Origin of the sequence: Tahibacter amnicola (assembly GCF_025398735.1) — a bacterium.
GTDB classification, from domain to species: Bacteria; Pseudomonadota; Gammaproteobacteria; order Xanthomonadales; family Rhodanobacteraceae; genus Tahibacter; species Tahibacter amnicola.
Genome location: NZ_CP104694.1, coordinates 2,506,762 through 2,527,855, shown reverse-complemented (window position 1 = coordinate 2,527,855; position 21,094 = coordinate 2,506,762). Strand labels below are relative to the sequence as shown.

The 21,094-nt window shown below is 66.2% G+C and carries 17 protein-coding genes; 11 read left to right on the top strand and 6 right to left on the bottom strand.

The window, feature by feature from the left end; all coding sequences use genetic code 11:
* Positions 1-48 precede the first annotated feature (48 nt).
* Both N4264_RS10755 and N4264_RS10750 read left to right on the top strand, forming a co-directional pair.
* Entirely contained in the window at positions 49-1,359 is a 1,311-nt protein-coding gene (locus N4264_RS10755; protein ID WP_261697031.1) for a tetratricopeptide repeat protein, read from the top strand.
* A complete protein-coding gene (locus tag N4264_RS10750; RefSeq protein ID WP_261697030.1) occupies positions 1,356-2,441 on the top strand; it encodes a HupE/UreJ family protein in 1,086 nt (361 codons plus the stop codon). The genes N4264_RS10755 and N4264_RS10750 overlap by 4 nt, the downstream gene beginning before the upstream one ends.
* A gap of 175 nt (positions 2,442-2,616) precedes the next feature.
* Here the strand turns inward: N4264_RS10750 and N4264_RS10745 are convergent, their stop codons facing one another.
* Positions 2,617-3,522 carry a hypothetical protein gene (locus tag N4264_RS10745; RefSeq protein ID WP_261697029.1) on the bottom strand — a complete coding sequence of 302 codons (906 nt, stop codon included), beginning with the start codon at positions 3,520-3,522 and terminating at the stop codon, positions 2,617-2,619.
* 254 nt (positions 3,523-3,776) lie between these two features.
* On the opposite strand from N4264_RS10745, the gene N4264_RS10740 reads away from it, so the two are divergent.
* The 4 genes from N4264_RS10740 to N4264_RS10725 all read left to right on the top strand — a co-directional run bounded on the left by N4264_RS10740 (position 3,777) and on the right by N4264_RS10725 (position 8,423).
* On the top strand, positions 3,777-4,523 hold the full coding sequence (locus N4264_RS10740) for a YdcF family protein (protein WP_425508322.1): 747 nt from the start codon (positions 3,777-3,779) through the stop codon (positions 4,521-4,523).
* 98 nt (positions 4,524-4,621) lie between these two features.
* A complete protein-coding gene (locus N4264_RS10735) occupies positions 4,622-6,814 on the top strand; it encodes a hybrid sensor histidine kinase/response regulator (RefSeq protein ID WP_261697027.1) in 2,193 nt (730 codons plus the stop codon).
* A 188-nt stretch (positions 6,815-7,002) separates the two neighbouring features.
* Entirely contained in the window at positions 7,003-7,872 is an 870-nt protein-coding gene (locus tag N4264_RS10730; protein WP_261697026.1) for an AraC family transcriptional regulator, read from the top strand.
* Positions 7,873-7,889: 17 nt separating this feature from the next.
* Positions 7,890-8,423: a VOC family protein gene (locus N4264_RS10725; protein ID WP_261697025.1), complete on the top strand. Its 534-nt coding sequence runs from the start codon at positions 7,890-7,892 to the stop codon at positions 8,421-8,423.
* A gap of 54 nt (positions 8,424-8,477) precedes the next feature.
* Here N4264_RS10725 and N4264_RS10720 read toward each other — a convergent pair whose 3' ends face one another.
* From N4264_RS10720 to N4264_RS10710, 3 genes are all read right to left on the bottom strand, one after another.
* Positions 8,478-10,832, bottom strand: coding sequence for a polymer-forming cytoskeletal protein (locus N4264_RS10720; RefSeq protein ID WP_261697024.1), 2,355 nt, complete (start codon positions 10,830-10,832; stop codon positions 8,478-8,480).
* Positions 10,833-10,982: 150 nt separating this feature from the next.
* Positions 10,983-12,251 (bottom strand): MATE family efflux transporter, encoded by a 1,269-nt coding sequence (locus N4264_RS10715; RefSeq protein WP_261697023.1) that lies wholly within the window; start codon positions 12,249-12,251, stop codon positions 10,983-10,985.
* A gap of 200 nt (positions 12,252-12,451) precedes the next feature.
* A complete protein-coding gene (locus N4264_RS10710) occupies positions 12,452-13,057 on the bottom strand; it encodes a DUF6151 family protein (protein ID WP_261697022.1) in 606 nt (201 codons plus the stop codon).
* Between the two features lie 437 nt (positions 13,058-13,494).
* Between N4264_RS10710 and N4264_RS10705 the strand changes: the two genes are divergently transcribed.
* Entirely contained in the window at positions 13,495-14,208 is a 714-nt protein-coding gene (locus tag N4264_RS10705) for a hypothetical protein (RefSeq protein ID WP_261697021.1), read from the top strand.
* A gap of 57 nt (positions 14,209-14,265) precedes the next feature.
* Here N4264_RS10705 and N4264_RS10700 read toward each other — a convergent pair whose 3' ends face one another.
* On the bottom strand, positions 14,266-14,433 hold the full coding sequence (locus N4264_RS10700) for a hypothetical protein (protein WP_261697020.1): 168 nt from the start codon (positions 14,431-14,433) through the stop codon (positions 14,266-14,268).
* Positions 14,434-14,594: 161 nt separating this feature from the next.
* Here N4264_RS10700 and N4264_RS10695 point away from each other — a divergent pair, with 161 nt between their 5' ends.
* Together N4264_RS10695 and N4264_RS10690 are read left to right on the top strand one after the other, a co-directional pair.
* A complete protein-coding gene (locus tag N4264_RS10695; protein ID WP_261697019.1) occupies positions 14,595-15,356 on the top strand; it encodes a MerR family transcriptional regulator in 762 nt (253 codons plus the stop codon).
* Between the two features lie 134 nt (positions 15,357-15,490).
* Positions 15,491-16,006 carry a GNAT family N-acetyltransferase gene (locus N4264_RS10690; RefSeq protein WP_261697018.1) on the top strand — a complete coding sequence of 172 codons (516 nt, stop codon included), beginning with the start codon at positions 15,491-15,493 and terminating at the stop codon, positions 16,004-16,006.
* Positions 16,007-16,011: 5 nt separating this feature from the next.
* Here the strand turns inward: N4264_RS10690 and N4264_RS10685 are convergent, their stop codons facing one another.
* Complete coding sequence (locus N4264_RS10685; RefSeq protein WP_261697017.1) at positions 16,012-17,460, bottom strand: DUF4832 domain-containing protein; 1,449 nt, start codon at positions 17,458-17,460, stop codon at positions 16,012-16,014.
* Positions 17,461-17,675: 215 nt separating this feature from the next.
* Between N4264_RS10685 and N4264_RS10680 the strand changes: the two genes are divergently transcribed.
* The gene (locus N4264_RS10680; RefSeq protein WP_261697016.1) at positions 17,676-19,064 is read left to right on the top strand and encodes a hypothetical protein; all 1,389 of its coding nucleotides are present in this window, start codon (positions 17,676-17,678) and stop codon (positions 19,062-19,064) included.
* A gap of 253 nt (positions 19,065-19,317) precedes the next feature.
* A complete protein-coding gene (locus N4264_RS10675; protein ID WP_261697015.1) occupies positions 19,318-21,054 on the top strand; it encodes a CehA/McbA family metallohydrolase in 1,737 nt (578 codons plus the stop codon).
* Positions 21,055-21,094: the final 40 nt, after the last annotated feature.

Below are 21,094 nucleotides of genomic sequence, written 5' to 3'. Positions count from 1 at the left end.
ATCTTGGCGGCCTCGTTTCGGGGCCGCCGCTCTTTTGCCGGTGGTCCCATGAATCGACTCCTGTTTGCAGCAACGCTGCTTCCGGTATTTCTCGGCGGCTGCCAACCCCCGGAAATAACCGACACGAGCGCAACCGAAACAACGCGCGAATCGCAGGCACTGTGCATGGCTCCGGCGGACGGCACGCCGCGCACAGACACTCCGCTGCGCCGCGCACAACGGCTCGCGCGGCACACACCCCAGGCCGCGGCCACCTGGGTTTCCATCGGCGAACAGTGGGTGCGCAAGGCACGCTACACCACGGACCCCGGCTTCTATCTCAACGCCGAGGCGTGCGCGACCGAAGCGCTGCATCGCACCGCCGCGTTCGCTCCCGCGCTCGCGCTGCGCGCACTGGCGGCGATGAATGCCCATCGCTTCGAGGAAGCCGCAACCCTGGCGCGGGACATCCTCGCTGCGGGCACGGAAGATCCGTTGGTGCTGGGTATCCTCAGCGATGCACTGCTGGAACTGGGCGACTACGAACAGGCACTTTCCGCCGCGCAGCGCCAGATGACGGCACAGCCGGGCATGGCCGCCGAAGTGCGTGGTGCCCACCTGCGCTGGCTGCACGGTGATCGCGATGGCGCAAAGGCGCTGCTGCGCGATGCCCTGCACAACCGCAACCCGGCGGACCCGGAACCCTGGGCCTGGGCACTGGCGGATGCGGCGACACTGTACTGGCACGAGGGCGACTACGACGGCGCCCACGCCTTGTACAGCGAAGCCCTGAAATGGCATGCGGAACAGCCGGCATCGCGCATCGGCCGCGCACGGATCGCGCTGGCCCGCGGCAACGTCGCCGAGGCGATCCAGGACCTGGAACTGGCCTATGCCGCGCATCCGACGCTCGACGCCGCCGCCCTCCTGGGCGAGTCGTACCGGCGTCTCCATCAGCCCGACCTCGCGCAGACCTGGTCATCCAGGGCCCGACAGCAGGGTGGACGCGACGATCCGATGGGGCTTGCCCTCTTCCTGCTTGAGCGAAACGAAAGCAGCGGGGAAGCGCTGCAACTGATCGAACAGGAACGCACGGTTCGTGGCGGCATCTACGTCGACGATGCCTATGCCTGGGCGCTCTATCGCAGCGGGCATATCGCCGAAGCCACCGCCGCCAGCCAACGCGCGCTCCGCCTGGGCACACCCGATGCACGGCTATTGTTCCATGCCGGCGCAATCGCCATCGCCGCGGGTGAGCGGGACAACGGCCGCGCGATGGTCCGCAAGGCGCTGGCACTCAATCCCCACTTCTCACCCCGGGAAGCGGATGAGGCGCGCGCGCTTCTCTCCGCTACCGACTCAGCGATGGTGGCCCGATGAAACGCCGGTCATCGCATCTGATCGCGGCAGTAGTGGTTGTCATCGCCAGCATCGCGACCATATCCGTGTCCGCCGCCCATTCGGTGGGGCTGTCACGCGGCGCGTACACGGCGACGCCAGGAACGCTGGCGACCGAACTCACGTTTGCGCGGCGCGAAATCGCCCTGGCGATACCGACAATCGATACCGATCGCGATGGTTCCGTGTCCCATGAGGAACTCGCAGCCGGTCACGCAACGCTGGCTGCGACGTTTGTAGAAGGAATCCCTGTGCGCGCGGATGATTCCACGTGCCCGGGCTCACTTGAAGAGACGGGATTGTCCGACCAGGACGGCCTCTGGCTGCGACTGCGCCATCGCTGCAATGGAAACAGTTCCACTTTTTCCATTCACTTTGATCTGTTCAGTTCCCTGGGCGATGGGCACCGCCACCTCGCGACGGCCGTCGCGGATACGCCGTCGGCGCCCGTCGTGCTGCATCGCGCGCAATCCCGATGGACCGTGCAGAGCGGCGTTGCACCCAAGCCCTCCTCCGCCGAATGGTTCCTCCTCGGCCTTGAGCACATTCTCACCGGCTACGACCATCTCGTCTTCGTAATGGGACTGCTCCTCGCCGGAACCCGGATGCGCGGGCTGCTTCTCATGATCACGGCATTCACCGTGGCGCATTCGATCACCCTGGCACTGGCCGTGACCGGTGTGGTTGCGCCAGGCCCGCGCTGGGTGGAGCCGGTGATCGCCCTGTCGATCGTCTATGTCGGCATCGAGAACTGGCGCGTCGGCGACCGGCCGGGACGCTGGCGCCTGACCTTCGCTTTCGGCCTGATCCACGGTTTCGGTTTCGCCGGCGCATTGCAGGAAATCACGCTGCCGCAGGCACACATTCCCTTCGCACTGCTGACCTTCAATCTCGGTGTCGAGGCGGGACAGCTGGCGGTGGTGATGCTGGTCCTGCCGCTGCTGTGGCTGGCCGCGCGGGCCCGCAACTACCGGCGCATTGCGCTTCCCGCGCTCAATGGTGCCGTGGTGCTGGCGGGTCTGGCCTGGTTCACGCAACGCCTGTGGAGCCTGGGCCAGGCCTAGTGGCCTGCAGCACTCGAATCGGAAGTGACTGACTCGTCCCGGCCGCGCTGGACTTGCTTCTCATTCGGGCTGTAGCGCTGCTACATCCCTCACGCCGGAGCGGCGCCCAGCACGACCAGCCCTTCGCCAGTCACCCGCTACTTCGGCTACAGGCCGCTAGTGGCGCCGCGACACGCTAGCCCTCGTCACCGGGCGGCTTGACCGGCAGCGCGAAAGGTCGCGAGGCCGCCACCTTGCACGCGTCGACGCACTGGCCCGGTCCCGCCTCGCCGGTCCGGGCACACGCGAGCGAACGGCACTCGAATGGCGACATGCATGCCTCGCCGCCGGCCTTGGGCAAGGCGCAGCGTCCCGCCTGGCAGGTCGCCTCACCTGCGCAGCCCGCCGTCGGCGAGCAGAATTGCCCGAGTGCCGCCAGTGGCGCTTCGGTGCAGCGGCCATCCGTGCACTGCAGGCCCGCGGCGCATCGCACGGCGCTCGAACAAGCCGCGTCCTTCGGCGCCTGCGCCAGGCATTGCCCTTTGACGCAAATGCCATCGCAGGTCGGGTGGCGCGGGTCCCCGACAGTACGTGTGAACACCTGTAGCGAATCCGACGGCGATTCGCAGCGCGCATTCACCGGCGCCGGCGACGCGCAGACGCCCTTGCCATCGTCGCCAACACCCTGGCAATACAGGCCCTCGCGACATTCCACCGAAGAGGCGCAGGTACTGCCGATCTTGCGTGTGCCTGCGAGCAGGCCATTGCACGCGTCCGGCAGCGCGGGCAGCAGTGGTCCGATGCGATCGCATCCGACCATCGCCGATTCGCTGGCGGCCCTGCAGCGGGCAAGGCGATCGGCCTTCAGATGAACGGCGCCACGCCGTAGCGCCGCGTCCAGCGCCACCTCGCAGACACCGGAAAGATCGGATTCCGGTACCCCGCAGCAGGCCTGCCGGTGCTGCGCAGGTAGCCGATGGAGCACGTCGCAGACCTGCTTCGCCGTGACCCTCTCATCCGGCGCACGCGCACCGCTGTCCGGGGTGCTTCCCGCCATGCCCAGCGCAAGGGCAATTCCGGCGACGACCCGCGACACGATCATGGTGATCTCCCTGGTGCCGGCAGGTCCGGCGACGACGTTCGAATACCGGGTAGATACGCGGCATCGGCAGCCCCTGGATTCAACGCGGCCGAGCCAGCGGCTGTGTCACGCCGGATACGCGATGACCGGTGGCGCTTCTGCCCGGCCGGCGCGGCGGCTATGCTTGCCGGTCCTGCCCCCTTTGAAGGCCCGCTGCCAGCCCGGCTTCAGCCACAGCGAGGGGCAGCCGACGTTGACTTCCGGGGATGACTGGCGTGCTGCTGATCCTGATCCTGCTGACCGGCTTGATCGTGATGTTCCATCGCTGGGGACGACACCGTCTTCGCGGCACGATGGCGGCACTCGTCGTCGGCCTGTTCCTGGCCGCCGGCTGCGGCCCGCTGCCGCAGCTCCTGCTGCAGCCGCTGCAAGCCCCCTATGCCCAGCCGATGGCGGCGTCGTTTGGCGTGCGCAGCGCCATCGTGCTGCTCGGGGCAGGCACCGTCAGCCCCGCGGCCCGCATGGCCGCCGAGGTCAGCCCGCTGGCACACAGCCGGGTCACCAAAGCCGCTGAGCTCTATCACGGATGTCGCCAGGCGGGCGGCGAGTGCAAGGTGGTGGCCAGCGGCGGCGACGTGCACGGCAACGGTGACAGCGAGGGCGCCGTTTACGTACGTCAGCTGGCAAAGCTGGGCGTGCCCGAAACCGACCTCATCGCGGAAACCCGCAGTCAGAACACCTGGGAAAACGCCCGCTACTGCGAACCGTTACTCGCCGCGCTGCAGCCGGACCGGGTATATCTGGTCACCTCCGGCCTTCACCTCACGCGCAGCATGCTCTACTTTGAGCACTTCGGCATCCGCACCATTCCGGTGCGGGCGGACTACCTGGACGCCGCGGGCAGCGTTCTCCCATTGGCCTACAACCTGATGGCCACCGATTTCGCCCTGCACGAATACCTCGGTATCGCGCGTTTCCATGTGTATAACGCGCTCGGCTGGAATCCCCCGGCGAGGGGATAGGACGCGATAGCAAGACCGTCACGATGACGGTGTAGCGCACCACCGCCTTTGCGTTGCCCCGGCTCCAGCCCGCCAGCCCACGCCCATCGGACCCGACCATGTATCACGCTGACCCACCCGACCAGAAACCGTTGAGCCTGGTCGCTGTCGCCGAGCGACTGCGCAACGAGCGCATCGATCGCGTCGTTGCCGGCTATCGCGAGTACCACGTCGCCCTGCGCCGCGTGCTGATCATGGCCATCACCTGCGTCTGGGCGTATTTCTGGGGACGCGGCGGTGATCCGAATTCACCGGAGAATCTCGCCCGGATGGCGCTGGGCAAGGTACTTCCGATCGAAGGCGCACGCGTGCTCCCCTACGCGGTGGCGTTCTTCGTGATCTCGCTGATCTGGCTCTACGCCGTGCGCAGCGGACGCATCAAGCCGGGCCTGTGGCCGGACGCCGCCGGCAGCGTCGCCAACTTCATCGGCATTGCCGTGCTGCTGAAACTGTCGTGGAACCTGAACCTGTGGGCAGTGCCCTTGTTACCGCTGGCCAGCATCGTGATCTGCGTGCGTTTCAGCCGCTATGCCTTCTGGGCCAGCATGGCGGCGTCGGTCGTGATCGTCGGCGGCGCCGCACCCGAGGGCTACTGGATCACCCGCCCGGCCTTCGCCGTGTTCGCCGTAGTGCTGCTGGTCGGCCTGCCGATGACGGTCAACCGCGTGCTCGGTGCGCTCCATGCGGTGTCGCAGGCAGCCGTGCGCTCGCGCGATGCGCAGAGCCGCTTCATCGCCACGATGTCGCACGAGCTGCGCACGCCGCTCAACGCCATCATTCCGGCCGCCGCGCTGATCGAGACGGAACGGCTTTCCAGCGGCGACAGGGAGTTGATCGAATCCCTCGCCGCCAACGCCGCCGTACTGCTGCACCGGGTGAACGAAGTGCTGGACGTCGCGGCCATCGACCGCGGACAGCTGCACATCGCCAACGAACCGTTCCGCTTCTCCAGCGTGCTGCACGCCATGCAGAATGTGGTTGGACAGCAGGCCCGCGACAAGCCCATACGACTGGAAGTCCAGCTCGATGACGGCTTGGACGAGGTCGTGATGGGCGATGCCGGGCGGGTCGAACAGGTACTGACTAACCTGGTCAGCAATGCCATCAAGTTCACGCCCGCGAACGGCCATGTACGCGTCCACGTCGCACGCGACGACCACGCCCCCGGCAACGACGGGCGTCTTTCCCTGCTGTGCAGCGTCAGCGACACCGGCATCGGCATCGCCGACAGCGACAAGGCGAAGATCTTCCTGCCTTTCCACCAGGTCAGTGCCGGATCGGCGCGACGCCATGGGGGTGTAGGCCTCGGCCTGCATATCGTGCGCAGCGTGTCGGACCGCCTCGGCGGCACCCTGGCTGTGTCGGACAACCCCGGTGGCGGTACGGTCTTCCAGTGGCGCGTGAGCTTCGCCTGCGCCGCGCCGGGTCAGGCTCTGCCGTCCGCGCTCAACACCTTGGCCGCGCTGGATCAGCACCGTGCCGCGGTACCCTCGTTGCGCTGCCTGGTGATCGAAGACAACGGACCCAATCGCGACATTCTGCAGCGCCTGCTCACCCGCGCCGGGCATACCGCGGACTTTGCCGCAACGGGTCCTGCCGGTCTCGCGCTGACGCGTGAATCCACCTACGACGCCGTCTTCCTGGACCTGCACATGCCCGGTATGAGCGGCATGGACGTCCTGGCGGAACTGCGTCGCCCCGGCGTGTGGCCGTTGACGCCGCCGGTCGTCGTCCTCAGCGCCGATTCGGATCCCGAATCCATCGCCGCGTCGCTGCGACGCGGCGCGACCGCGTACCTGCCCAAGCCGATCGTGCCGCAGCGGCTGCTCGACGTACTGCGCCAGATCGCTTTTCAGAACGCGGAACGGTCGCGCGAATCCGAACGGTTGGCACCGGCGTTCCCAGCGGCAGCAGACGAGCCGCGCCAGTCGCCAACGGACGTCCTGCGCCAGCTCGGTTCCACCGAGGCCGTCCGCACCTACCTCAATGCGCTCATCGAAGAGATGGACACGGCCTTGCAGGGCATGGACCAGGCCATGCAGGCCGGCGAGACCGCGGCGGCACTCGATCACCTCCACGTGCTACGCAATGTGTTCCAGAGCGCGGACTTCCACCCCGGTATCCTCGCCTGCAGCGACATGGCCAACGCACTGCACACCGGCCAGGACCTCGGTGCCGCGCTCAGCCAGATCCGCCTGCGCGTATCGCAGGCCAAGATACGTCTGCGGCACGAGCCGGAACTGCACGCGTGAACCGCACGGCGGCGGAGGCCGGCGCCGCCCCTGCGCCCCCCGCCGCCGGACAGCACCCACGCCACCGCCTCGCCGGGGCTGAGCGGTCCCGCCCGTCCAACTGAGCAACCCGGATCAAAAGCCGTCGCCGCATCATGGCCACCGGCACGGCAATCGTCCTGCCCCGTCGTTGAGCACGAGGAACCCTGATGAAACGCTCCCGCACCCGCCTGAGTTACGCCGACCGCGTGCTGCGTGTCGTGCAGCATCTGGTGCGGCACCCGGAGCAGGATCCCTCGCTCGAACAACTGGCGGCGATCGGACTGTTCTCGCCGTTTCATTTTCACCGGATCTACCACGCGATGACCGGCGAAACCGTCAAGGACACGCAACGACGGTTGCGTCTGCATCAGGCCGCCATCAGCCTGCTGGGCAGCACCGATCCGATCAAGACGATTGCACAGCGTGCCGGTTACGGCAGCCAGGCGGCGTTCACCCGCGCCTTTGCGAACGCGTACGGCCAGGCGCCGGCACGCTATCGCCAGCGCGGTCAGGCGCCGTCACTGCTGCCCAGGTTCACTCCACCGGAGGCAATGGATATGTACGAAGTTCGCATCGAAAACAGGCCGGAAATCACGGTCATCGCACGCACGCACCACGGCGCCTACCACCAGATCGGCCAGGTGTTCGAGCATCTGCAGGTCTGGGCCGCTGCGCGGCAATTGCTGCGCGATTCCACCCGCTGGTTCGGCATGTACCCGGATGACCCGAGCGCCAAACCGGAGGCCGAGCTGCGCTCGACCGCGGCATTCATGACCGAATCAGTCACGCGCCCGGGCGAAACCCCGCTGGATGACAGCGTGCATTGGCAGGTCATTGCCGGCGGACGCTATGCGGTGATCGAACACGTCGGCCCCTACGCGGAGCTTGATCGCGCCTATCACTGGCTGTTCTGCAGCTGGCTGCCCCAGAGCGGCGAGGAAGGCCGCGACGGGCCGTGTGTCGAGGAATACCTCAACGATGTACGCACGGTGCCACCCCACCAGTTGCGCACCCAGATCGCGGTTCCCCTGTGCTGAGTGCCGGAGACCTTGCGATGATGAAGTTCGCCTGCGCGTTGCTCCTGGGCCTGCATAGCCTGTCCATTTCCGCATCGACACCGGCGCCGGCCGGGTCGTCCACGACGGCAAGTCGTACACAACCGGGCCATGACATGAAGCTGCAATCGCACTATCCGGTTATCGTGACCGCCGCATTCACCCAGAGCCGTGACTACTGGCGCGATGTACTGGGCTACGCTGTCGCGTTTGAATCAAGCTGGTTCGTCTATCTGCAGTCGCCGGACGGCGTCCATGGCATCGCCTTCATGCGCCCCGACCACCCGTCGCGTCCACCAGGCCCCGAGACGTACGGCGGCCAGGGCGTATTCCTGACTTTGCAGGTAGCGGACGCCGGTGCCGTGTACGAGCGGCTGCGTGCCCGTGGCGTCGAGATGGCCTATGACCTGCACGACGAGGACTGGGGCCAGCGTCGTTTCGCGGTGAAGGATCCGTCGGGAACCTGGATCGACGTGGTGGAACAGACGGCACCGAAACCCGGCTATTGGGAACGCTATCCCCCCAACCCGTGATGCGAGAAATGCCGGTGGCTTTCGTGCGCGGCACGAAAGCCACCGGTGACGGGACTATTGCCCGGCCCTGGCCCTCAGGAACCGGCGCGCAATCACTTCCTTCACGTCATCCGCGTCGGGTGTCGCCTCGGCGCCTGCCAGCGCCCGGTCCAGCAATTCGCGCAGCAACGCGTCGGGGATTGCCGGATTGCTCAGTGCCCAGGAGGGCGACTTCGCCGTCCTGGCAAGAACGTCCGCAGGCAACGACGGGTTGGCCGATGCAGGACCACGGACATCTTCTTCCGGGTCTTCCAGCAGGCGTGCAACCACCGCCGGCGGCGTGGCCGCGTTAGTGGCGGCAATCTCGCGCAACTGTGCGTGTTCCGATTGCGCCAGCGCGCCAAACCAGGCCGCGTCATCGGAGTGCTTGCCCAGCGCCTTCACGGCCGATTGCAGGGCCTTGTCGTCGTCGTACCACAGCGGCACGGCACGTTCGATCTGGGCACGCGACGCGTGGATGCTACCCAGCACCGTCAGCGCCCAGTCTTCACGGAATTCCATGTCTCCGGTTCCGGCCAATACGTCGAACACGTCCGCGCTGAGGTCGTCCCGGTCCATCAGGCTGGAGCAGAAGGTCGCGTCACCGCGAATCGCCTTGCAGTACTTCGCCGTCGCCAGGACAGCGGAGGCGGCGGCATTCTCGTTTTCCATGAGCTTGGCAACGACCGCGTCCCAGGTCTGGCTTTGTGCGACAAAAGCCTCCAGATCGAAGCGCGACACATGGGGATGGGATGCCGCAGGCGGCAGGCGCGCCACCAGCTTTTCCTGCACCGCCGCAGGCAACGCGAGGTTTTCCGCCAGCTCCTCGGCCAGGTCCTGCGCACCCTCCGCATAGCGCGACATCAGCGCGACACTGCGGGTGTGCCTGGCCAGCGTGACATCGACGACGCGCTTGAAGGGCGCCTGCGCCGAGGCCGCGAGGCGCTCCTGCTCGGCTGGCGCGAGCGCGGCCAGGACCGCAGCGACAACCTGCTTGTCTTCATCCGATGAAAGGCGCAAGGCCAGCGCTTCCCGCGCCGGCGTCTCACCCACCGGTACTTGTTCCCACACCGCCTGGCGGCTCAGCGACTCGGCCACGGCAACCCGCACGACCGCGCTCGTGTCGGCCGCGAGCGCCGCGTACTGCTCCACGGTGAGTAGCGAGTCATGCACCGGAAGCGCGGCGCGCACGCCCGCTTCCTTGTCGTTCACCAGCGTACCCAGGACGGCCGCCGACAGGCGCCGGACATGCCGGCTGCGTGCGAGCGCTTCGCGCACCTCGGCCGATTCATCCCCGGCAAGCTTCACCAGGTGTTCCAACGGCGGATCAGCATGCTCCAGCACGGCCATGCGCACGGCGGGATCGGTGTTCTGCGCCATCGGAGCGAGCACGGAAGACGGCGCGTTGGGGTTAGTCGCGATCGCAGACGCCGTCTGCGGCTTCGCCTTCGCGATCTGTTCCAGGATGACCTTGCTGGTGGACGGGTTGCCGGCCAGAAGCTCCAGCACCTTCGCATCGCCCTGGGCCAGCAGCTGGCGCTGGATGGTCAACGGCAGTTTCTCGCGTGCCGCTGCCACCATTGCCAGGAGTCGATCCGAGCTGGCCAGGCGCGCGATGGTCGCCTCGTCCACTGACGCCTGCAGCAGACGGTTGACGTCCGCCGGCAGGTTCTCGGGCGCCGGCGATTCACGAAACAGTGGCAGCTCGTCGTGAATGCGGCTCGTGGCTGCGCCGTAGCTGGCCCAGGCCGACACCTCGCCGTCTTCCGGATCATGTTCAAGCACGTCGTCGATCATCAGTTCCGGCACGAAATGGCGCAGCGCCTGCGCGTGCTGGATGTCATCGTGAGTCTGCACGACGGCAGCCTCGACCGGGCCATAGTCGCTCATCTTGTCGTACACGACCAATGCCTGCGCTTTCACCGGGCCACCGACCTCAAAGGTGAAGTCGTTGTAGTAGGCGTAGACCAGGCCGCTGGCGTCCAGCCGTCCATTGACTGCCACAGTGCCCCAGCTCACCAGGTTTTCCACGCGCAGGTCGCCGGTGACCAGGAGCACGCCGATACCCGGGTTGTAGTCGTCGTAGCTGCCCCGGATGGTGAGGTTGCCGTCGACGATCAACGCGTCGTCGTTGGAAAATGAACCGTCCACGACAAGGTCGCCCTTGTGCAGGTAGACCGTCAGGTTCTTCTCGCGCAGATAGTCGTCGACGTGAACCACCTTGTCGGCGCGCTGCAGCGCGGCCTCGATGGCAGCCTTGTCAGCCCGGACGAACCTGTCGGGGCTGCGCTTGACCAGGTCGGCGGACGAGTGCCAGTCGGCGCCGGACGATGCGGACACGCCGCCCAGGCACAGGCCGGTTGCGGCGAAGAGGCGGAACAGCAGGGACATCGGGCTTCCTTGTCGATCGAGGGGGCGAAAACAGCGCATCTTCGCAGCAGCGGCGGCGTGGATCCGCCAATCGATACGCACCTGTTGTGCGAACGGCTGCTCAGTTTGCCAGGAGCCGCCCCGCCCGCACAGAACGAATGCGCCGCCGCTTCACCCGGTTACCGGCGCGTCCGACCCGCGGCGCGGCCAGAGGACCACTGCCATCACCGCCTGCACCACGCCCAGGCCACACCACGCCAGGCCGCCGGCGAGCAATCCCAGCGTCGGCGCGAAGATCACCAGGATGCCGCCCTGCAGTACCAGGATCACGGCGTTCATGCGAAACATCAGCGGGTACCGGTGCTGGCTGAAGAGCAGCTGACCGGTCGGTGCATAGAAGGCGATCAGGGCGACGGCCAGCAGCTGAAGGCGCAGGCAGTCTGCCCCGGCCGTCGCCATGGTCGCATCGTGCAACCAGACACGTAGCAGAAACTCCGGAAACACGGCCATTGCAAGGCATGGCAGGCTTAGCGCCAGCACCGAGACGCGGCGCATCGCCGCCACCACGCGCGCCGCTGCCGTGGCGGTGACCAGCGCCGGCAGAAAGGCGCGGTGAATCGGTGCCTGGAGTGACAGCAGCGACAACATCAGTGCCGAGATGAGGTAGTACACGCCGTACTCACTGGCCGGCAGCAGGAACGACAGCGCAACGCGGTCGATCTGGGTCGTGAGCAGACCCAGGATCGCCGTGGGACCGTAGGCCGCCAGCTCGCGCCAACCGCTGACAGCGTCGTGGTCACTGTCCAGCGGCCCCGTGTGAATGCCTGCCACGCTGGCGCGTACGCGCCACTGGTTGGTCAGGAATTCCAGCCCGCCGATGATGGCAAAGGGGGTCAGGTAGACCAGCGCGCTCGCCTTCCACCCCAGCACCAGCGCCAGGGCAAGGCCGTGCTTCATGAGCGTGAACATCGCCAGCCGCAGATTGGCGAAGGCCTGGCGCTGCATGCCGTTCCAGTAACCGATCGCCGCATTGTTGGAGAACTGGAAAAAGAACTGAACCAGGACCAGACGTAATGCCGTGGTCAGCTCATCCGGACTACCTGCCTGCGGCGGAGTCGCGAACAGGGAGATTCCTGCCTGCCCTGCGACAAACAGCGCAGCGGCGATGCTCAGGTAAATGCGCAGGAAACGGCGCTCGACCTGGCGCTGCCGTCCGCTGCCCACAGCACGGGCAATCTCCCGCAACATCAGCGGCCCCAGCGCGACATCGACCGAGAACATCAGACCCTGCAAGGTCATGCACAGCGCGACGATGCCCCACTGCGATGCCCCCATCGTGCGTGCATACACCGGCACGACCAGGATCGTGATCGCCGCCATCATGGCGATATGCAAGTACCCGCTGACCAGGTTGACGGCCAGCCGCCAGATCAGGCGCATGACCCACCATCACGACGCGCCCGCATCGGCACGCTGTCCACCCGGGCAGTCCTGCGGGTAGTACTCGCCGGGGCCCGACCGGCCTCATCAGCCCGCATCTGCGCCTCCCACGAACGGAGACTGCAAAGTAGCACTTCGGCCAGGCGCGCGCCTCTGACGACGCGGGCCCCGGTGGCGAAATTCGGTGTTCCGCTACTGTCTCAGGCGGTGTCGAAGGCGCGCTGGCGTTCGGCCGCATCCAGCACGCGCGGATCGGCAACGGGGCGTCCGTCCGGATAGGAGAAGAAGGGGCTGGCCCGATACGCTCCGGAGAAGCGTGATTGCAGCACCCGTCCGATGATGCGGACGGTGGCAAGCACCGTCCGAATACCGCTTTCGGTGACCGCCCCCCGTGCGCTTTTCGCGTTGACCGCGATCGCGGCATTGCCGAAAGCGGCATCCAGCGTTACCGGTGCACTGGAAAGCGCACTGTGCATCAGGCCGATGTAGCACATCTTCACGTCTCGCGCCGTGTTGCCGATCGGCGTGTTGCAGCAGCGCGCATACCAGCGCAGCAGGCCTTGCTCGCTGAGGGACAGACACGCGAGCTGTTCCTTGCCCTGGCTGAACGCAACGTGCTGCTGCAGCGTCGCGACAATATCGCTGCCACCCTGCGGATCGACAATCTCCGCGGGCTTGCCCAATGCGCGTGCATAGGCCTGGCAATCACGGCAGTAGCAGCGCAGTCGCGTGAAGGCGGCGCTGCGCGACAGGGTTCCGCGCAGTTTTCCACATTGACACTGAATGGGGTGATCAGCTTCCGGCATACGGAGATCCTGGCAGCGAAGGAGCGACACAGATGTCAGCCAGAGATGGTGGCGCTGCCGACGCAGCAGCGTCAATCGGTATTGCACCGCTATTGACCAATGTCTAGTCGCGGCGAAGCGCCTGCCCGCGCGGCGTACAGACCACACGCAGGCAAAGCCGTCCAGGGCCTGGGTCTTTCGTCCCGATGAGTTGCCCGCAGTACAGTCCGGCACCCGGGCGCCTTGGTGAAGTGGTGAACCACGTGCATTGGGGGCGCCAGCGCAGCTCGCTGCCGGCATGCGTGAACATCGCACGACCGGCCCGCCATTGCCGTGCACGCCGCAGGATCGGCCACGCTTTCAGCCCGTTGCAGGGCGCGATCTTCCGTGGGAATTGCGGCGCGCGCGCGTGGCACGCTCCGTGCGGGACCTGCGTGATTGAACACGGGAGATCCCCCATGACGGCACTGCACAAGACGACCCTGGTATTGGCGGTACAGTTTGCTTTTGTTTCTGGCACGGCACTGGCGCAATCGACTGGCGCTGCGCCCCAGTCCGTACCGGCGCCGGTAACGAGCAATGCGGCCGGGCCGCAGGGCGCGCCGGCGCAACAGTCGAGCTCAACGGCTTCATCAAACACATCGGCGACCGCACAAGCGAGTGGCGCGCGCACGCCGCCCACGGCGACCGCCCCGACGGACAACAGCGCAACGCGTCGGCAGCCCGTCGATGCGCAGGCGCCAGCAACGCCCGCCACGCCCCCCACACCGGTCAACGCGCAGACCAGCGCACCGGTGAATTCGACCCTCAGTTCGCCGCCCAACCCCACGCTGAGCGCACCGGCCAATCCCACGCTCAGCGCACCGGCCAATCCGAACACGGCCAGCACCACGGCGAACCCGGCCACGAACACGACTATTCCCACGACGACCTTGAATGCCGACGGGACGACCACGACCACCGTGGGCGGCACGATCCAGCCGACCCTGTCCGTGCAGCAGAGTTTCACCCTGCTCGACCGCAACCGCGACGGCTACGTGTCTTCGGATGAGCTCAACACCAATCTGCAGGCGCGGGCCAGCATTGAAAGTTGCGACATCGACCGTGATGGCAGGATCGCCAGCCACGAATACTCGCAGTGCGTCGACGGCTCGGCGACACAGCAACGGTGACGGTCCATCGCGAGAGGGCCCTGACCAGGGCCCTTTCGTCTGCCGGCGTGCGGAACGTCAGGACTCGTCGCGACTACGAAAAAAGTAGACCGCCCCCAGGACGCAGATCAGCAGCGGCATCGCGATGGCCACATAGCCCTGCGAAGTCAGGTGCTGCAGGTTCCACACCAGCCAGGCGCCGCCGACAACAATACCGACCAACCCGCTGATGGCCTTGCTGTTCATGCTGTCCCCTGCTCCCTCGCAAAGGCCGTAGTTTACCCGCGCCTCCTGGCAGGCCATACAGACCGGCAAGCCGTCTGTCCTGCCGCCTGCTCCGCTCGCCAAGACAGTCTCGGCTATCCTGCTTGACCTTGCCCCTGGGGCAAACCGCAGTGTCGGCCGCGATGTCGAACTCACCTTCCACCGCACCGCGATTCCTCCGCATCGGCGAACTGGCCGAACGCGGCCGCGTCAGCGCCAAGGCTCTGCGTCTCTACGAGCAGCGCGGCCTGCTCAGACCATCGACACACTCGGCGGCCGGCTACCGGCTCTACGGTGCCGAAGCGCTGGCGCGGCTGCACCAGATCGTGCTGCTCAAGCAAAGTGGATTTGCCCTGGGCGAGATCGCGCGTCTGCTCGAACGCGATCCCCGCATTGTCGCCACCCTGCTGGCACAGCGGATACACCGGCTGGAGCAGGAACTGGAGCAACGCACACAGGCACTCGATGCGCTGCGGCAGGCGGCGCACCAGGTGGATTCGGCATCGACCCTGTCTATCGATGCACTCCTGGAGAACCTCAGCATGACCAAAGCCCTGGACGTTTCATTTACCGCCGAAGAACGCGAAGCGCTGCGCGGGCGCGCGGCGCAGCTGGGCACCGCTGCCCTTGCCGCGAGCCGGGAAGCCTGGCCCGCTCTTATCAGCAAAGTGCGCGCCGCAATGCAGGCCGGCCTGCCACCGCACGACCCGTCGATGGCTGAACTGGCGCGGCAATGGCATGCACTGGTCACCGCACTTACCGGCGGCGACGTCGCTGTCACCCGCAAGCTGTCACAGGCCTATGCGGCGCAGCCGCAGGCGATGGCGGAGCGCGGACTTGATCCAGCCTTGTTTGCGTATGTCGGTGCGGCGATGAGCGCCATCGGGCTAAGCCTGCCGCAGTGAGGCGGACGTGCGCCGTTGCCGTGCCGGCACGGCGCACCGCTTTCGCCCACAGACGAAGGTCGATTTGACGAGGTTGGCGCACGCCGCATACTCGCCACTCCGCATTGCCGGGCCGAGCCACGACGCCTCCACCGATGACATCCCTCGTTCTGCACACCGAACGCCTCACCTTGAGGCACCTGGACGAATCAGACGCCGACTTCATCTTCGAGCTCGTCACCGACCCGGCCTGGCTGCGTTACATCGGCGACAAGGGCGTACGCAACCGGGACGACGCCTGCGCCTATATCCGCAACGGTCCAATGGCGATGATCGCCGCGAAGGGGTTTGGCCTGTATTGCGTCACTTCGCGGGACACCGGCGAAGCACTGGGGATCTGCGGCCTGATCAAGCGCGATACCTTGGCCGATGTCGACCTGGGCTTCGCGTTTCTGCCCCGCTACCGCGCGATGGGCTTCGCCCGCGAAGCTGCTGCCGCCACGCTGGTGCATGCGCGCGAAGACATCGGTTTGCGACGTCTGGTGGCGATCGTCTCACCGCAGAACAGCGCCTCGGCAAGCCTGCTGTGCAAAATCGGGTTCAGCTTCGAAACACGAACCCGCCTCAGTGCGGGCGACCACGACGTCGACCTCTACGGCATTACGCTGTAGATCGCTTACGGCGACTCGAAACCGGAGGCAAAGATCCGGTCCGGCGCCGCCTGCACCGTGACTGTCCCCAGAGTGACGCGGCCACTCGTATCGCGCGGCGAATTCTGCAGCGTGATGGCGCGTTGGCCGGCAGCCGTCGCACCCAGGTTGATTCGCAGGCTGTAGCTGCCGGGTGCGATGGCCGGCAGCGAGAACTGGCCGGTGAAAGTGGTAGTGCTGCCGGGCAACACCGTGCGCAAATCGCCCGTGAGTGACACCGTACCCCGTGTCACGCCGCCGCCGTCGACAAAATGCAGCTGCGGCGCGAAGCCGTGGTAGACCGGCGCAGCGCCGCGATTGGTGACCTCGAGCGTGAACGCCAGTGGCATGCCGGCGGCCAGCACATCCGGAATCACCAGGCGATTGACCGCGAAATCGTAGCCCAGCGTCCGCTTGATCGAGTTGAGCGGCGTGGCGAAACCCGCCTCCTCGTGCTTGCCGGCCGGCCCCAGGAAGCTGAAGTGGTAATTGCGGATCACCGTCAGGATATCAGCCGTGTCGTTGACCCAGGCGTTCTTCTGCGCCGTGAACGGGCTCTCGCCGGAGACGGGGTTTTCTTTCCAGTTCTGTCGCGCGGCGGGAACGACATGCGCCAGTCCGTATTCGAGATTCCAGTCGCCGCTGTCGTCACAGGAGGGAAATCCAAAGGTGCAGTTGGCGGTGAACGAGGGGAAGTAATCTTCGTGGAATCCGAAGTTCACGCCGACGGCGTCCGGATCGCGCGCGTACCGCGTCTGCAGGCGGGTTTGCGGAAACGCCGTGACATAGGCATCGCGGACAAGGCGCTTGACCGCATCATTCGGCTCCGGCGTAGGACAACCCGTCTGGTGCCATTCTCCCCACAACCCCAGCAGCCCCACCTGGATCGCGGTGATGCGCGGGTCGCCGTTGTAGCGTTGGCCCAGTGCCACTATCAGCTGCCGGGCCTGCGTTGCAAATGCTGCATTGTTCCAATCTGGCGTCCGCCCCGGTCCGTCGCCGTCGCAACTGGTGTAGTCGAATGCCGGGATGTTCAGCGGCGGCTGTTCCAGGAACAGCGGGTAGTCGCGCTCCGGCTGCCCCCCGGTGTAATAGAAACTCAGGCCCGTTCCGACACTGTCGGGATAGTCCGCAACAGGACGCAGGACGAAGGTTGCCTGTGGATCGTCGTTCAGGATGGGCTGCAGGTGCCGCTGCTCGAAGCCGGCCCAGTCAAACACCTGGTCTGCCGTTTCCAGTTCACGCCAGGGCACATAGACGTGATAGATGCTGGCACCGTAGTGATTCTCCGCGCCGCCCTGCGACCAGGTCGTGCCCCACAGCATGAATCCCTTGTGCGGGTTGTCCAGGTCGTCCTGGGTAACCGGCGGCGTGTATTGCGTCGCCATCGCCACGACGGGCATGACAAGGGCCAGCAAGGCGGATAGGCGGCGCATCGGAAGACATCTGGGCGAGGGAGACGAAGTATCGCCGGTGGCGGCACTGCCGCCTTTGAACTCAGTCACAGCCCACGCGCCGCCGGTCATCCCTCCCTGGCTCACCCAGGCGCTGGAAGAGCGATCGTTGCACTCCGACACGATCGCCGCGGAGAAAAGGCATCGCAACTTCGCATGTCCTGGCACCGACGACTTCGTCTCCGCCTGGTTCCGTTATGCGCCGCATTCTTATCTCCCTGATGCTTGCCACCCCCATGGGCGCCGCCGTGGCGCAAACCATCGGCCTTGATACCCGTTTCGGCAGCGGCGGGATCGCAACCTACACCGCCCTGGGCGCCGCCGATCTCCAAAGCACCGGTCTGGCCGCCTGCGCCGGCCCCAATGGCACGCTCAACGTGGCAGCGGAAGTCGGCACCAGCAATCTCTCGCTGTTCCGCATCAAAGCCAACGGCGCACTGGACACGAGCTTTGGCCTGAGCGGCGTACAGGCGAACATGGCCACCACCAGCATCACCACCATCAAGCTCGGCACCTGCCTGAGCAGCGGCGCGATTCTCGTTGCGCGCGTCATTCGCGGTACCGACCTGGATCAGAACATACAGCTCGTCAAACTCACCCAGGACGGCGTGTTCGACACGAATTTCGGCGCCGCCGGCATGGTGACGCTCAATCTGGATGAACACCTGTCGGGCCTGGGCAACACCGAGTATCCGCTCGGCATCAATATCGGCGCAGGCAATGACATCTACATCAGCGGATCGGCCACGCTGGCCAGTGGCGTCAGCGACGCTTTCGTCGCCCACCTGACGCCAACGGGCACGGTCTCCGCGGTCCGGCTGGTGAACTTCGCCGGCTTCGAAACGTCGGCGGCGACCACCGCGGGCATCGGCCCCAACGACCGCCTGTGGGTCGGCGGACACGGCCTGCACCCTGCCAGCAATCAATCACGCTGGTTCAAGGCGGAACTGGACGCAGTCTCCGGCCAGGTGCAATCCGTCGTCACCGCCGGCAGCGGGCACTACACCGTCGGTAGCGGGCGCATCCTGCCCACCGGCGTGATGGTCGTGCCGAGCGCCTGGCGCAATCCGGACCTGTCCAACGCACCGCTGCAGCCACGCCTGGTGGTGCTGCGCGAAACCGGGGCTTCGGAAGTCGTACTGCCTGACCTGCCGGCGATCGCCGGACAGCCCCTGTCGATCAACAGCCACTGGCTGTTCGGCTCGGTGATACCGATTGCGGGCGGACGCGTGCTATACGGCGCCGGCTTGCGCCTTCTGCACGAGGAGTCGCATGCGCCGCAGCTTGCCGGTTCGGACGTCGGCACCTATGCCAGCGTGGTGACGCTCGGCGCGCTGCCGACCGAAGACGGCGTGTACACCGATTTCGGCAATCACGGCGCAACCACGTTCTCTTATCGCGGCGTCGGAGGCACCTGCGCGAACAACATTCCGACCTCACAGCGACCGGTGCGCTACAGCAACTGGATGGGCAAACCGGTACTGGCCGGTCTCGCCGCGCCCTACTGCGAGGCGGAAAGCACCCACGTGATGGTCGCGCGGATGCATGCCGATGACACGCTGTTTGCCTCCGATCTGGGCGGCTAGGGAAAAATCTACCGTTTTGCGCGTTTCACCCTCCGTATACGCGGTGTTGCGACCGCACATGCCCGTGGCGCTTAAGGCCTCTATACTCGGAGGCCTGGATCCTCGGATCCAGCGCAGATTTCCGCAAGGATCCGCGTCAAGCGCCGGTGCCAGGGGGGCATCGGTCCATGTCGGATCGTCGCGGGCGGCAGGAAGGCCGGGCCTGGTGATTCATGCGCCGGGACGCCCATGCGTTTGCGGCGAGGATGTCGTGATGCGTTCGCCGTTTGCCACGTCGTTGTTGTGCGTAACCCTTTCCGCCCTGGCGGCCTCTGCCGCGCCCGCCCGCGAAGTGCCCACTGAACACCGCGAACTGGAGGCCACGCTGAAGGCGCCTTTTCGCGGCAATGCCGACGATTCACGCCAGTTTGGCCTGGCTTTCCAGTATCCCGGCGAGCAGGCCGTCGGCGTTAACTGGCGCGTCCAGTTGCTGGGACCGCAAGGGCGCGTGCTGAGGCAATGGTCCGGCACCGCGACGACCGGCGATACCCGAACCCGTCAGTCGTTGCACTGGGATGGCCTCGACAGCCACGGCAAGCGGCTGCCGGCCGGCCACTACGTGGTCCAGCTGGCCGCCATCGCCGGATCCGCGAGCGACCTGGCCCGGGGCGTGGCCGCCGCGAGCGTCGATTCCCTGCTGCAGGCCCGCGTCGAACTACCGGTAATCCACGAATGGGACGTCCAGGCCGGTGAGCTGCCGCGTCCGGTCATGCCAGCGTTCAAGGGCCTGCCGCACGCCCGGGCGGTCGGCGCACTGCGGGCACCAGCACAGACCTCCGGCACCCTCCCCTACACCGTATACATGGGGAATCTTCACAGCCAGACCAACCACAGCGATGGTGGCGGGGACCTGTCCACCTGCAACGGCGCGGAAGGTCCGCAGGATGGCGCGTTCGGCCCGGCCGATGCCTACGCCTATGCCGACGCGCAGAACGATCGGGGACTGGATTTCCTGATGGCATCCGAACACAACCATCTGTACGACGGATCGACCAGTACCAACGCCTCCGCCGATCCCGCGGCGGCGATTGCGCTGTACAACGCGGGCCTGGCCATCGCCACGCAGTACAACACCGATCACGCCGGCAATTTTCTCGCGCTCTATGGCATGGAATGGGGTGTGACGACCAATGGCGGGCACCTCAACATTCTCGGCGCATCCGGTCTCTACGAATGGGAGTACACCAATGGCGGCCAGCTGATCGGCTCGGTGTATACACCCAAGGACCGCTACGACACCCTCTACACCGTGATGCGTAGCGAAGGCGCGCTGGGGCAGTTCAATCACCCGTCCAGCACGACGCAGTTCCTGGTGGGGTCGACGGCCCTGGGCTATACCGAGGACGGCGACGCGGTGATGGTGCTGACCGAAGTGCTCAATACCTCGGCCTTCTCGGTGAACACTACCGAGACCGAGACGAGCAACACGCCCTACGAAAGTGCGTGGAAGAAGATGCTCGAACGCGGATTCCATGTCGCTCCGGCCAGCAACCAGGACAATCACTGCGCCAACTGGGGTTTGTCGTATACCAATCGCACGGCCGTGCTGATCCCCGACGGTACACCGCTCAGCATGGCCTCGTTCGTGGAGGCCCTACGCGCGCGGCGCGTGTTTGCGACGATGGACCGGACCGGACAGATCATCTTCACCGCCAACGGCCACCTCATGGGTAGCCGAATCGTCAACGTCGGACCACTGGAACTGTCAACGCTCTATGCCAGCACGTCCGGACACAGCGTCGACCAGGTGCAGATCTACGAAGGCGTGCCCGGCCGCAACGGCACGGTCACCGTGGCCGCAAGCACCGCGACGGCGACGCTGACACCGTCGGTGGGCCATCACTTCTACTACGCCCGGATCGTCCAGGACGACGACGACATGCTCTGGTCGGCACCAATCTGGGTGGAACAGCTGGATCCGGCAGACGTGATTTTCCGCGACGGGTTCTGACTGGCGCCCGGAGTGGACCACCCCATGCTACGCAACTGAC